Source organism: Micromonospora sp. NPDC093244, from assembly GCF_040683695.1.
In the GTDB taxonomy this organism is placed as follows: domain Bacteria; phylum Actinomycetota; class Actinomycetes; order Mycobacteriales; family Micromonosporaceae; genus Micromonospora.
The window spans coordinates 575,624-587,485 of the sequence record NZ_JBFBEO010000001.1 but is presented as its reverse complement, the minus strand read 5'-3'; the positions used below and the strand labels follow the sequence as shown (position 1 = coordinate 587,485).

Below are 11,862 nucleotides of genomic sequence, written 5' to 3'. Positions count from 1 at the left end.
TCTCCGTCTTCCATCCCTCGCTGGGGGGGGGTTACCACTCCACCCCCCCGACCGGTTGTGTCCCGGTGGGGCGGCGGGGGGTGTCCCCCCCCCGCCCCGCGACACGATCCGGAGTACGCTGACCGCCCGCCCTCGTCGCCCAGGATGTGCCCATGCCCGAGATGTTGACCACCGAGCGGATCGAGGAGATCGGCTCGATGGGATCCGAGAGCCCGGACCCGGCGGCGCTCGTCGCCGAACTGGTGGGCGCCGTCGACGAGGGGCGGGTCGCCGACCCCGCCGACACCGGGTACGCCCTGCTGGTCGCCGCGGACATCCTGGAGCAGGCGGGCGACCTGGCCGATGCGCTCGCCCTGGCCACCCGCGCCATCGCCGAACAGCCCGACGACAACACCTACGTCCGTGCCGTGCGCGGCGGTCTGCTGCTGCGCCTCGGCCGCGTCGACGAGGGCCTGGCGGAGCTGGCCGAGCTACGTCCGCTGTTGGAGACCGACCCCGACGCCGTCCACCTGGTCGAGAAGCTGGCCGAGTCCGGCCACGCCGAGACGGCGGTCGAATGGCTCACCGAGGCACTCGACGCGATGGTGGACCGCAGCCGCACCCACCAGCACGAGTCGGAGGACGCCCAGGACACGGCCGCCGCCATGATCTACGGGTTGGCCCATCGGCGGCACGACCTGCGCGAAGAGTTGGGCCTCCCCCACGACGAGTACGACAACCTCGCCGACCGGCTGCGCGCCGCCAGCAACCACGCCCTCGACGCCCTCGACGACGGCCCGGCGACGCTGCTGTACTGGCCGCGGGCCGAGTTCGACGCCCTGCTCGCGCGCTGGCCGGTGCTTGTCGACAGCTACCCGTCCACCTGGGACGAGCACCGCACCCAGATCGAACGCGCCCTCACCGAGGCCTCCGGCCTGGGCGGCGCCGACCTGGGCGTGGTCGCCGGCACCGTCGAGGGCCTGGCGGCCTTCGCCGGCGACGACCCCATCGACGAGGAAACCCTCGACGAGTACGCCGACAGCCTCGACGACGCCGGCGTGACCGCCTGGCCACCCGGGCGCAACGACGCCTGCTGGTGCGGCTCGGGCACCAAGTACAAGAAGTGCTGCCTACCGCGCTCGCGCGGCTGACCGCGCCGAGTGGGCTTCGCCGTTCGACGCAGGGCCGCCCGGGCGATGTCCCTTGAGCCTCCGACCCCACCCGACGGCCGCCCAGCACCCCACGATCGATCGATGTCGGTACGTCTCCGCGAAGGTTACGGTGACCGCAGGTATGCACCCACTCCATAGGGAGGACCGCCGTGCGCCGCGTCACCACCACCATCGGCCTGCTCGGCCTGTTCCTGTTCGCGCTGCTCGCGCCAACACCAGCGAGCGCGGCCACCGACGTCGAGGTCACATCCGCGACCCTGGTCGCCCGCGGCGTGGCCGTGGACCTCACCATCACCGTAACCTGCGCATCCAGTCTGAACGGCGGCGCCGAAATGAGCCTGCGCCAGCGCTCCGGCGACCGCGTCGCCTACGGCAGCGGCTGGACGGCCGTCCATTGCACCGGCGCGCCGCAGGCCGTGACCGCCCGGGTGTACGCGGAGGCCGGCGGTTTCGCCTTCAACCGGGGCGTCGCGCTCGCCGTCGGCGGCTTCGAGCTGTGTGGCGAGGTCGGCTGCGACTACTCGCCGCGCTTCGAGGGCGAGGTCCGCGTCACCCGCTGACAGTCACCCGGAGTGCTCGCAGTGAATCCCCTGTGAGCACTCCGGCCTCGTCAGTTGTCCGTCGGCTGAGCGGCACGTGATGACAGGGCGTCCGCGATAGCGGCGAATTCGCGCAACGCCGCCTCCAGGTCCTCGACGATCTCCTGCGCGATGACCTCCGGTGGCAGGAGCGCGTCGGCGTCCTCCAGAGAGGCGTCCTTGAGCCAGGTGATGTCGAAGTTCACCTTGTCGCGGGCGATCAACTCCTCATAGGAGAAGGTCCGGAACCGCTCGGTCTCGACCCGCTCGGCGCGGTCCTTGCCTGGCAGGTAGCAGTCGACGAAGTCCTGGAGGTGCTCGCGGCGCAGCGGGTCCTGCTTGAGCGTGAAGTGCTGGTTGGTGCGGAAGTCGTACCCCCAGAGCTTTTGGGTCCAGGGCTCTTCACGGGCGCGCTTACGTGCCAGGCATCCGGATAAGGCACACGGGTCACCCCGCAGCTTCGATTGCCGCTTCGACCTTGTCGAGGTAGTTGAACCACCACTCACCCTCGTCGGGCTGGGACGCGGTGGCGAGGAGGTTCGCCGCAACCACGAACACGGCGGTCGCCCTGTCCACACTGCTCGCGACTACTGGCGGATTGCCGGTGGTCACGGAAACCAGGAGAGCATGCACATCCGCTGCCGAAACCCCGGCCCACTGTTCCTGCTGGCTGATGTTCCGCGACAGCTCGTTGACCTGCTCGGGCGATGGCCGACCATCGTGCACCTCGAACAGAACAGCGGCGTTCACGGCCAGCGTCAGCTCGACGGCCTTGGTGAGAGTCTCCTGGCTAGCAACAAGAGCATCCAAGGCGCCTTCGAATCTGTCGGAATCACGGTGCACAGCGGCATCCAGGACAGCTCTGACGAGAGTCTCCACCTGGTCATCGATCCTCACGGCCCGGCCCTCCGTCTCGGTGCTTCGCTCTCCACGCCTTGAAAGACCCGGCTGCCGCAGCAGCAGCCAGCAGAGTACCTGCAACTGCCTTGACCGTCGCCGGCAAGAATTCCTGAAAGCTCGCGTAGGCCGCCGCCGTAGCCGAGGTCCACCACCCGATCGACTCGCTGCTGAGACGCTGACGGCGTGGGGCCGGCGGTGCAGCCTGGTTCCGGTTTGCGCTATCGAATCGCCTGGGTACCGAGGACCTGATGACCGGTCTCACCGCTGCGGGTGGATGGCTGGCTGTGCTACCACCACCCGTGCTCAGTTTCCCAGCGCACGGACCTTCGCGATCGTCTCCTGGACGTGCTGCTTGGCGGGCTCGCCACCCTGGGACGCCTGCGCGAGAGCCTGCCGGTACGCGTCGATCATGCCGATCAACGGGCCGGCGGCCACACCTTCCAGCGCCCCGGCGACGAGTGCCCGCGCCTCGGCCGCGTCCTGCGCTGCCGCTGCGGTCTTGGCCTTCGCCTCGTCCAGCTTCTGCGACGCCGCCGCCAACCTCGCGATGATCTGTGCTGCGCTCACGCGCGCCCTCCCCGTGGTCGGCAGTCGCCTCCACCGCGGCACCGGCGAAGACCACATGGGAGCGTACGAGATCCGGGCACCCAGCGCGACCGCGTGATCCCCTGGCGTCCTCGGGACAGATCCTGTTCAGCGCTCCGTGACGAACACGCCGAGTCCGTGCACGCCGTGCACCCAGCCTTGGGTCTGAAGGACCAGGATCGCTTGCCGGACCACAGTCGTTGACACGCCATGCTGGTTCTTGAGCTGCACCGTGGACGGCAACTGGTCCCCCGGCGCAAGCTCTCCTGACTCGATCTGGCTTCGGATGTGATCCGCGAGCTGTTCCCATTTGGGCTTGACGGGCATATTGACTCCCAGGTCTGCACCGCCATTTGATCACGCGTGACTACTCATGACAAGTAACGTGTTGTCGTGCTTGCTATCCGTGACTAGTTGTGTAAAGCTCCAATCGACCGGCTCCCAGGTCTGCAAACCCGGAGTTGGTTTCTTCCCCACCGCGCAGAGAGCGCCCGGCCGGTCGGTCCCCCCGTTCGGCCGGGCGTGCCGGGGCATGCCCGCACGCTGCCCAGACGCAGAGAACCTGAGCAAGGAGACCGACCCGACGGGAGCCCTCGATGCCCGATCAACCCGACGAACGCCCGAGCGACCCCGTACCCGAACCACGCCACCGGCTCGTGTCCGATCAGGACGTCGAGGACGCCGACGACACCCTCTTCGCCCACCCACCCCGGGTGGTACGTCGTTGGCTCTGCGGGTGCGGCGCTGACTACCCCTGCACGGAGGTGCGCTTCGCTCTCCTGGTCAAGTCCACGGCGGAGGCCGGCGAATGACCGCCGACACCGTGGACGACCTACGCGCCGCGTGGTTGGCCACGATCGCCGCCGCCGACCGGGCCGGCGCGCACCTGCACGGGGCGGGACCACCCGGCCGGGGCACTGCTGGTGGCGGTGCGGCGGCGGTTCGTGGCAGGGCAGGATCGGGCGCCGGTGATCCGATTCGTGGCGTCCGCGCGGGAACGCTACGACGCCACCGGGTACGACGTCGACCCGGTGCTCGGCGAGGCGCTGATCTGGGCGGCCCTCGGCGAGCGCCCGCCCGTGCCAGACGGCGCGGCGGCGACGGTCGCGCGAACGGTGCTGCTGCTCGGCCTGCTCGAAGACGAGGGTCTCACCGCCAGCGAACGAGACGGCGTCCTGGCGGCCGCCGCGGGGACGATGGTGCGGCGGGAAGCGCCGTAAACTCTGCCGTCAGCGCTCGGACAGCGGCTGACCACGTCGCCTGTCCGGTCGGTAGCTGAGGGAGCGACGGGACATGACACCTGAGAAGACACGACGCCGGCGCCTGGTCATCGGGCTGTCCGGCGGTCTCGTCGTCATCGCCGCCCTCGTCATCGTTGCGGCCGTCAGGTCGGGCCCACGGTCGTCCTCCTCGGCGGCGCCTGCCCCCAGCCCGACCTCCGCCTCCGCGGCACAGCTCGCCCGGGCGTGCATCGCGCGGACCAAGGGCGAGGAGGCGGTGGCGTACTTCCAACGCGACATCCCCGCCGGCCGGTGGGGGGAACGGGTACGCGGCACCGCCTCGACGACAAGCGAGCCGCACGTGCTGTGGCTCTTCGACGCCGACTGCACGGCGCACCGGGCGATGGAGGTGCCGCCGCGGACCAGCCGCACGTTCACGGCCCAGGTGGGGCAGGTCTGGTACTTCGCCGAAGCGTCCGCGAAGGAGCCCGGCGACGGCTGCGCCTGTCGCGTCTTCAGCCCTTCGGGCAGCGGCGAGCAGAGATTCAGCCACGCCGGGGTCCTCACCTACCACCTGGACTAGCCGAGGCCTGTGGACGCCCGGAAGCTCAACGGATGCCGGCGTCGTGCAGCCGCCGGGTGGCGGTGGGATCGATGCAGATCCGCAGCTCTGAAGTGAAACCTGACGTCCCACCGCCGGTGAACGCGTCCGCCAACGCCCCGACGACAAGCACCGGCATCAACAGTGTCCTGATCAGCATGACCCAGCTCGCCCTGAGGCCGACCCGACTGCCGTCCTTGATCCGCACGAGCTGCGTGCCGGTGAGGACCCCACCGAGCGCCCGGCCGTTGCCGAAGCACAGGCCGTAGACCAGCGGCACCACGACGAACAACGAGAGCATGACCACTGCGAGGACATCGTCGGACAGGGGCATCGACCTGTGCACCACGGCCACGGCGACGATCCCCACGCCGACCCCGAACAGGTAGACCGTGAAGTCGATGAGCCAGGCCAGGAACTGGCGTCCCGCTCCGGCCCGTACGTAGAGGGCACCGTTGTCGAACGTCGCGATCCGACTGGCCTTTCGCGCGCCGAGCACCTCCTGCGCGTCTGCTGCGGCGGCCTCCACTCGGGTCGTCCGCTGGCTCGTCGCGTGCACTGTCACAGTTGTCTCCTGTCGTTCGCCGGCATCGTAATGGCCGCAGGCACATGGGGCCTGTCGGCAGGCCGGACGGCGCCCATCTCAGCGCAGGGTGCGGAACAGCAGCAGGTACGCGCAGTAGCCCATCGGCACCAGCAGGAAACAGATCAGGAACCCCAGCGGTAGGTAGCGCGGCGGAGTGCCGGCGACCATGGCGGGCCTCCCCCACCGGCCCAGCACCAGGTAGCCGCCGAAGAACGCCAACGCCGGCAACCCCGCGCAGATCCACGCGCCGAGGGTGAACCCGTCGACCAGGCCGATCCCGGAGGCGACCACAAGCGTCAACATGAGCACCCCGGCCGCCGCCCCGCACCCGGCGTAGACGGCGACGGCCCGGGCCAGCGGCGACCACGTCGGCAGCAGCGCGGGCCGCTGGGCCAGCTGCTCCGCCTGGTGCCCGTGCCGGTCCGCCTCGTCGGCCATCCGCCGCGCCAGCTCCAGCTCGGTGGCCGGGTCGACAGTCGCCGCGCGCTGCGCCGGCACCCCGGCGCCCGCCGGGCTCACCGCCGTCGGCAGCGCCAGCCGCGCCTCGCCCGCCGGCAACTGGGGGTACGCCTCGACAGCCGCCCGCCCCGGCGCGCCGGCTGCGCCGTCGGGTCCGCCGTCCCCTGGTCCGGTTGCGTACGGCGGACCTGGTGCGGTGGCGGCACCGGCCGGGCTCCACGGGGTGCCCGCGGCTGCGGGCGGGCTGGACGGCGGCTGGTCGATGCCGATGGCGCGGCCGAGCTGGTCGAGGCGGTGCCCCTGGGCGGCCAGCCGGTGGTGCAGCGAGTCGACGGCGGCGTGCAGGTCACGCCGGCGTTCGGACTCGGCGGCGGCGTGCTGTTCGCCGGCTCGGCGCTGCTCGGCGAGCTGTCGGGCCAGTGCCGCGTACTCCTCGAAGGACACCGTCAACGCTCCCCGTCCGGTTCGTGCCCGTCGCCGGCGAACGGCACGATCAGTCTGGTGCGCTGGTCGTGCCGGTCGACGAGCAGCGCCCGGTCGGCGCGCGGCGTGTAGGCCAGGTCGTGGACCCCGAGGTGCAGGGCCAGTTCGGGGCCGGGCACGTTGAGCGCGACCAGGCACGCGACGTCGTCGCGGTTCTGGGTGCCGCCGAGGTCGTCGGCGAGCCGGCGCAGCCCACGCCACCAGCCCAGCAGGTGCACCCCGTGGGCGGGGCCCTGACGGAGCAGGGTGCGCAGGTCGTCCAGGCCGGAGCGGAAGCTGACCGGGTCGGCGGCCCCGAGCACCGGCGCGGCGGCGTCCATGCCGAACACCACCAGGTACTCGCGGCCGGCGGGCTCGGCGGCCAGCTCGGCGATCCGGTCGCGCAGCCCGGTCGCGTCGACGCGGCGGACCGGGTGGCCGGCGGCCCTCAGCGCGGCGTCGGTCTCGTCGGCGACCGGGTCGGCGACGGTGACAAGCGACGCCAGCAGGAACCGGGCGTCGCCGGGGGTGTGCTGGCGGGCCAGGCTCAGCGTCGCGGCGCGCAGCACGTCCGCCCCGGCTGCGGCGGTGCCCACCACCGCGAGGTGCCGGCCGGGGGTGCTGTCCATCAGGAACAGCGCCGTGGTGCCGTGCACGTCGACGGTGCGGCCGACCAGGGCCATCGGGCGTCGGCCGCCGGGGCGCAGACCGGTGAAGGTGGGGTCGTCCTCGACCCGCGCGGCCTCGTACCCCTTGAAGACCGCCGGTGCCCGCGAGCCCGGCGGGCGGGCCTGCCACAGCTCGTGGCGCAGCGCGGCGAGGTCGGCCGCGGCGGCGTGCGCGTCGGGGAAGCGCAGCACGGTCTCCGCGCCTACCGCGCCGGCGGCGGTGTTGACGACGGCGGAGCCGATCGGCAGGGCCGCGGCGGCGTCGTTGAGCTGGTCGAGCACCCCACCCCCGCCGGGCAGGGCCACCCGCAGCGCGAACTGCCCGAAGATCGCCTCGGCGCGGCCGTAGAGCGCCTCGATGCCTGTCATGCTCTGGCTGGCCAGCACCAGGTGGACGCCGTAGGAGCGGCCCTTGCGGGCCAACTCCTCAAGCAGGTCGACGGACTCGCGGGCCAGCGCGTCGTTGCCGGCGAGCAGCACGTGGAACTCGTCGATGACCACCACGATGCGCGGCAACGGATTGTCCCGGGGCAGGTCGGCGAGCTTGGTGACGCCGTGCCGCTTGAGGGCGGTGGCCCGGCGTTGCGCCTCGCGGCGCAGCTCGCGCAGCACGGCGAGGCCGTACTCGCGATCGGACTCGATGCCGACGGCGCGGGCGTGCGGCAGCCAGGAAGGGTCGCGTGTGGTGGGCACGAACTCGGTGAAGCTCACGCCCTCCTTGAAGTCGAGCAGGTAGAGCTGCAACTCGGCAGGCGAGTACCGGGCGGCCAGCCCGTAGAGGACGTCGAGGAGGAAGACGGTCTTGCCGGCGCCGGTGCGCCCGCCGACCAGCCAGTGCGGGGTGGCGTCGTCGAAGGCCACGGTCAGCGGGGCGCGGCCGGCCCGGCCGACAACGGTGCGCAGGCCGTTGCCGGCCGACTCGGCCCAGCGCCGCTCGGGCAGCAGCTCGGTGAACGGCAGCGCGTCGGTGCGGCGGGCGGCGGCGCCCAGTTGCTCGGCGAGGGCGCGTACGGATGCGGGCGGCGGGTCGCCGTCGAGCAGCACGGGTGCGGCGAGGCCACTGCCGTCGGCGCTGAACGGTGTGCCGGGCGGGTCGCCGACCTGCGCGTACCCCTCGACGAGTCGGATGGCGGAGGCGCCGCCCAGCGGCGGCGCGGTCTCGCCGGGCAACCGGGACGGGTGGCCGGCGAGCAGCACGCAGACGGCGGCGGACGGGCCCGCGTGGGTGAGCGCCGCGAGGCGGGCCAGCTCGCGGGGCGCCGGTGAGGCGGTGGCGACGACCACCAGCAGGTGCCGGGCGGCGGGGTCGGCGTGCTGCGCGGCGCGGGCGTGCCGCTCGGCGGCGTCCAGCAGCGCGGTCACCTCGGCCTCGCCGGTGGCCGGCGGGTCGAGCACCCCGGCGTCGAGCAGCGGGCGCAGCGGGCCGAACGTGGCGCCCAGCGCGGCGGTGTCGATGCCGGCGACGCGGACCTGCCCGGGCGGCGCGGTGGCGACCAACCGCAGCACCAGCGCCCGCAGCAGCCCGGCGACCCGGGAGTCGCGGGCGTCGGTGTCCAGGGCGAGATGGTGGCCGCCGCCGAGCGGCACGAGCACGGGAAAGCCACCGTCGGGTGTGGATGCCTCGCCGATCCGGACGGCTGTCGGGGCGTCGGTGAGCCCGGTGGCGCCCGGGGTGGGGGTGGCCAGCGCGGCACCGACGCGGGCCAGCCGGTCGACCACGTCGCCGGCGCCGACGGGCGCGGCGGGTGCCGGGGCGGCGCCGAGCGCGCCACGGGCGGTGTCCAGGTGTGCGCGGGCCGCCCGGTGGGCGGTGACCGCCTGCCCGTACGCCGACGCGAGCCTGCCCACGCTGTGCCTCCCACGCCACGGCCGTCCGGTTCGCGGAAACCCTAACGGACAGCGGTGACACCGGCACAGTACCGACCCGCGCGTTGTCCTCGCGGCGGCCGACGGTCCGGCATGGACCGCCGGCCGCCACGGGTGGACTGGACGGGTCAGCCGGTGACGGCGTTCAGCGCCGGCAGGTATCCGTAGCGGTAGCCGTCGGCGTCCGGGTGGTACGCCTCGATGATCCCGGAGATGTCGTTGATCCAGGGGTCACCGGCGCAGACGCCGTGCCCGGCGAAGGTGGACCGGGTGTCGGCGAAGGTGGCGCCGGCCGCCCTGGCGCGGGCGGAGGTCACCGAGGCGAGCACGTCGGCGGCCTCGTTGAGGATGGTGCGCTTGTAGGTGCTCATGGCCAGCAAGCCGCAGGACGTCGTCTCGAACAGCCGCGGGTAGCCGAGCACGATCAGCCGGGCGTTCGGCGCCCGGTTGCGGATGGCGGCGTACGTGGCGTCGAGCCGGGCCGGCAGCGTCGAGGTGGCGAACGACTTGGCGGTGTTGACGGCGTTGGTGCAGGACGAGGTGCTGCCGAACCGGCAACTGGTGATGACGTTGACGAAGCCGGCGTCGTTCCCGCCGATGGTGATGGTGACGAGTGTGGTGCTGGCGCTGAGCGCGTTGACCTGGTCGTTGAGAACGTCGGCGGTGACCGCACCGCCGCAGGCCCGGAAGGTGAAGCTGGTGACGCCGTGGGCGGCTGCCCAGAGCGGGGCGTACGACTTCTGGCTGCGCAGGCAACCGGACGTGTCGTACGGGCCGGCGCCGACACCCGAGGAGTACGAGTCGCCGAGCGCGACGTAGGTGACGGCGGCGGCCTGGGCGGTGCCGGGGACGAGCACGGCGCCGAGGGCGGCGGTGAACGCGGCGACGAGCGCGGCCAGGGCGCGGGCCAGCGGGCGGTGGGGCATGACGGACCTCCACAGGACAGGGGGTGGTGGGATCCTGCGACCGCGCGCGTGGCCAGGGTTTGTTACTAGTCGGTAATGCTATCGAAACACGTAGATCAAGGGAATAGCTCGACACGATGCCCCGCGAGGCAGCGATGCTCACAATTGTCGATTAGGTTGACGGGCGTACAACCCCGATGGAGGGAGTCCACCTCGTGCGACGAGTCCTCACGGCGGCCACCGCCGCCCTGACCCTCACCACCGCCGGCACCATGCTCGCCGGCACCCCCGGCCAGGCCGCCCCGACGGCCTGGGGCCGACCCACCGTCACCGCCGCGCCGCAACCCGGCGCGCCCGGCCTGGGCGACACCTACTTCCCCGACTACGGCAACGGCGGCTACGACGTCGAGCACTACGACGTCCGGCTGCGCTACGAACCGGCCACCGACCGGCTCACCGGCACCACCACCATCCTCGCCACCGCCACACAGGACCTCTCGTCGTTCAACCTGGACTTCCTGCTCGACGTCGAGTCGGTGCGGGTCAACGGCTGGGAGGCGAGCACCAGCACCGCTGGTGTGCACGAGCTGGTGGTCACACCGGCCCGCACCATCACCCGCGGCCAGCAGCTCACCATCGTGGTGCGCTACGCCGGCGTCCCGTCGCAGACCCTTGTCGGCGGCTACACCGGCTGGACGCGCACCGCCGACGGTGCGCTCGCCGTCAACGAGCCCGAGTCGGCGTGGTGGTGGTTCCCGAGCAACGACCACCCACTGGACAAGGCCACCTTCGACATCTCCGTGTCGGTACCCACCGGCGTCGAGGTGATCAGCAACGGCGTGCAGCCCCGGCAGCCGATCGCCGAGGCCGGCAACCGCACCCGGTGGATCTGGCGGACCACCTCCCCCACGGCCACCTACCTGGCCTTCATGGCCATCGGCCAGTACGACATCGTCACCGACACCACGCCCGGCGGCCAGCCGGTGATCAACGCGTACAGCACCTCGTTGGGCGCGCTGCGTCCGGCCGCGCGGGCCAGCATCGAGCGGACCGCCGAGATCATCGACTGGGAGAGCGGAGTCTTCGGCCCGTACCCGTTCGAGGCGCAGGGCGGCGTGGCCGGGCCGGTCGACGGCATCGGGTTCGCGTTGGAGACCCAGACCCGACCGGTGTACGGCCCGGGCTTCTGGCGGCGCGGCGCCAACACGTACGTGGTGGTGCACGAGAACGCCCACCAGTGGTTCGGTGACTCCGTCTCGGTGGCCGAGTGGCGCAACGTCTGGCTCAACGAGGGCTTCGCCTCGTACGCCGAGTGGCTGTGGTCCGAGGAGCAGGGTGAGGGCACCGCCCAGGAGCTGTTCGACTTCACCTACGGCAGCTACCCGGCCGACGACGACTTCTGGCAGGTGCTGCCCGGTGACCCGGGTGCCGCCCGGGTCTTCGACGGCGCCGTCTACGACCGGGGGGCGATGGCCCTGCACCAGTTGCGACTGGCGGTCGGTGACGACGCGTTCTTCGAGATCCTGCCCGCCTGGACCACCGCGCACCGGTACGGCAACGGCACGACCGCACAGTTCCAGGCCCTCGCCGAAGACATCTCCGGCCTGGACCTGGACGAGCTGTTCACCACCTGGCTGTTCACCGCCGGCCGGCCGGACGTGGCCACCGCCGCACGTAAGGCGGCCCCGCCAACGGAGCCGAAGTCCTGGGCGAAGATCCGCGAGGCCCACGAACTGATGTCGCACTAGGCGTCCGGAGTGGACGGAATGGCCCGCCTTCCTGCGGCGGGCCATTCCGGTGCGCCGGCGTCCCGCGTTCTCGCGGTACGCGGACCGGCGACCGACCACTTCGGTGCTTGCCTGTCGAGCTGCCCCAGAAATG

Annotated in this window: 14 protein-coding genes; 6 read left to right on the top strand and 8 right to left on the bottom strand. The window is 72.2% G+C overall.

Annotated elements, in window-relative coordinates; translation table 11 throughout:
- Window positions 1-152 precede the first annotated feature (152 nt).
- Both AB0N27_RS02745 and AB0N27_RS02740 read left to right on the top strand, forming a co-directional pair.
- Window positions 153-1,130: an SEC-C domain-containing protein gene (locus AB0N27_RS02745; RefSeq protein ID WP_364362660.1), complete on the top strand. Its 978-nt coding sequence runs from the start codon at window positions 153-155 to the stop codon at window positions 1,128-1,130.
- A 170-nt stretch (window positions 1,131-1,300) separates the two neighbouring features.
- Window positions 1,301-1,711 carry a hypothetical protein gene (locus AB0N27_RS02740; RefSeq protein ID WP_364362659.1) on the top strand — a complete coding sequence of 137 codons (411 nt, stop codon included), beginning with the start codon at window positions 1,301-1,303 and terminating at the stop codon, window positions 1,709-1,711.
- A gap of 50 nt (window positions 1,712-1,761) precedes the next feature.
- Here AB0N27_RS02740 and AB0N27_RS02735 read toward each other — a convergent pair whose 3' ends face one another.
- From AB0N27_RS02735 to AB0N27_RS02720, 4 genes are all read right to left on the bottom strand, one after another.
- On the bottom strand, window positions 1,762-2,235 hold the full coding sequence (locus tag AB0N27_RS02735; RefSeq protein WP_364362658.1) for a hypothetical protein: 474 nt from the start codon (window positions 2,233-2,235) through the stop codon (window positions 1,762-1,764).
- Window positions 2,177-2,626, bottom strand: a complete 450-nt coding sequence (locus AB0N27_RS02730; RefSeq protein ID WP_364362657.1) for a hypothetical protein — start codon at window positions 2,624-2,626, stop codon at window positions 2,177-2,179. Before AB0N27_RS02730 ends, AB0N27_RS02735 begins: the two co-directional genes overlap by 59 nt.
- A 306-nt stretch (window positions 2,627-2,932) precedes the next feature.
- Window positions 2,933-3,196: a DUF6244 family protein gene (locus AB0N27_RS02725; RefSeq protein ID WP_203175910.1), complete on the bottom strand. Its 264-nt coding sequence runs from the start codon at window positions 3,194-3,196 to the stop codon at window positions 2,933-2,935.
- Window positions 3,197-3,322: 126 nt separating this feature from the next.
- Window positions 3,323-3,541, bottom strand: a complete 219-nt coding sequence (locus AB0N27_RS02720; protein ID WP_364362656.1) for a winged helix-turn-helix domain-containing protein — start codon at window positions 3,539-3,541, stop codon at window positions 3,323-3,325.
- A 269-nt stretch (window positions 3,542-3,810) separates the two neighbouring features.
- On the opposite strand from AB0N27_RS02720, the gene AB0N27_RS02715 reads away from it, so the two are divergent.
- The 3 genes from AB0N27_RS02715 to AB0N27_RS02705 all read left to right on the top strand — a co-directional run bounded on the left by AB0N27_RS02715 (window position 3,811) and on the right by AB0N27_RS02705 (window position 5,017).
- On the top strand, window positions 3,811-4,026 hold the full coding sequence (locus AB0N27_RS02715; protein WP_364362655.1) for a hypothetical protein: 216 nt from the start codon (window positions 3,811-3,813) through the stop codon (window positions 4,024-4,026).
- Window positions 4,027-4,182: 156 nt separating this feature from the next.
- Entirely contained in the window at window positions 4,183-4,434 is a 252-nt protein-coding gene (locus tag AB0N27_RS02710; protein ID WP_364362654.1) for a hypothetical protein, read from the top strand.
- Window positions 4,435-4,507: 73 nt separating this feature from the next.
- Window positions 4,508-5,017 carry a hypothetical protein gene (locus AB0N27_RS02705; protein ID WP_364362653.1) on the top strand — a complete coding sequence of 170 codons (510 nt, stop codon included), beginning with the start codon at window positions 4,508-4,510 and terminating at the stop codon, window positions 5,015-5,017.
- Between the two features lie 25 nt (window positions 5,018-5,042).
- On the opposite strand, the gene AB0N27_RS02700 is transcribed toward AB0N27_RS02705, so the two are convergent.
- The 4 genes from AB0N27_RS02700 to AB0N27_RS02685 all read right to left on the bottom strand — a co-directional run bounded on the left by AB0N27_RS02700 (window position 5,043) and on the right by AB0N27_RS02685 (window position 10,002).
- Entirely contained in the window at window positions 5,043-5,600 is a 558-nt protein-coding gene (locus AB0N27_RS02700; protein ID WP_364362652.1) for an RDD family protein, read from the bottom strand.
- 78 nt (window positions 5,601-5,678) lie between these two features.
- Complete coding sequence (locus AB0N27_RS02695; RefSeq protein WP_364362651.1) at window positions 5,679-6,524, bottom strand: hypothetical protein; 846 nt, start codon at window positions 6,522-6,524, stop codon at window positions 5,679-5,681.
- 2 nt (window positions 6,525-6,526) lie between these two features.
- The gene (locus AB0N27_RS02690) at window positions 6,527-9,058 is read right to left on the bottom strand and encodes an FtsK/SpoIIIE domain-containing protein (RefSeq protein ID WP_364362650.1); all 2,532 of its coding nucleotides are present in this window, start codon (window positions 9,056-9,058) and stop codon (window positions 6,527-6,529) included.
- Window positions 9,059-9,204: 146 nt separating this feature from the next.
- Window positions 9,205-10,002, bottom strand: a complete 798-nt coding sequence (locus AB0N27_RS02685; protein ID WP_364362649.1) for an SGNH/GDSL hydrolase family protein — start codon at window positions 10,000-10,002, stop codon at window positions 9,205-9,207.
- A gap of 194 nt (window positions 10,003-10,196) precedes the next feature.
- Here AB0N27_RS02685 and AB0N27_RS02680 point away from each other — a divergent pair, with 194 nt between their 5' ends.
- Window positions 10,197-11,729, top strand: a complete 1,533-nt coding sequence (locus AB0N27_RS02680) for a M1 family metallopeptidase (protein ID WP_364362648.1) — start codon at window positions 10,197-10,199, stop codon at window positions 11,727-11,729.
- Window positions 11,730-11,862 lie beyond the last annotated feature (133 nt).

Coding starts and splice junctions, on each gene's coding strand:
- AB0N27_RS02720 (WP_364362656.1), bottom strand. CDS start 3,541: ATGCCCGTCAAGCCCAAATGGGAACAGCTCGCGGATCACATCCGAAGC.
- AB0N27_RS02705 (WP_364362653.1), top strand. CDS start 4,508: ATGACACCTGAGAAGACACGACGCCGGCGCCTGGTCATCGGGCTGTCC.
- AB0N27_RS02715 (WP_364362655.1), top strand. CDS start 3,811: ATGCCCGATCAACCCGACGAACGCCCGAGCGACCCCGTACCCGAACCA.
- AB0N27_RS02685 (WP_364362649.1), bottom strand. CDS start 10,002: ATGCCCCACCGCCCGCTGGCCCGCGCCCTGGCCGCGCTCGTCGCCGCG.
- AB0N27_RS02745 (WP_364362660.1), top strand. CDS start 153: ATGCCCGAGATGTTGACCACCGAGCGGATCGAGGAGATCGGCTCGATG.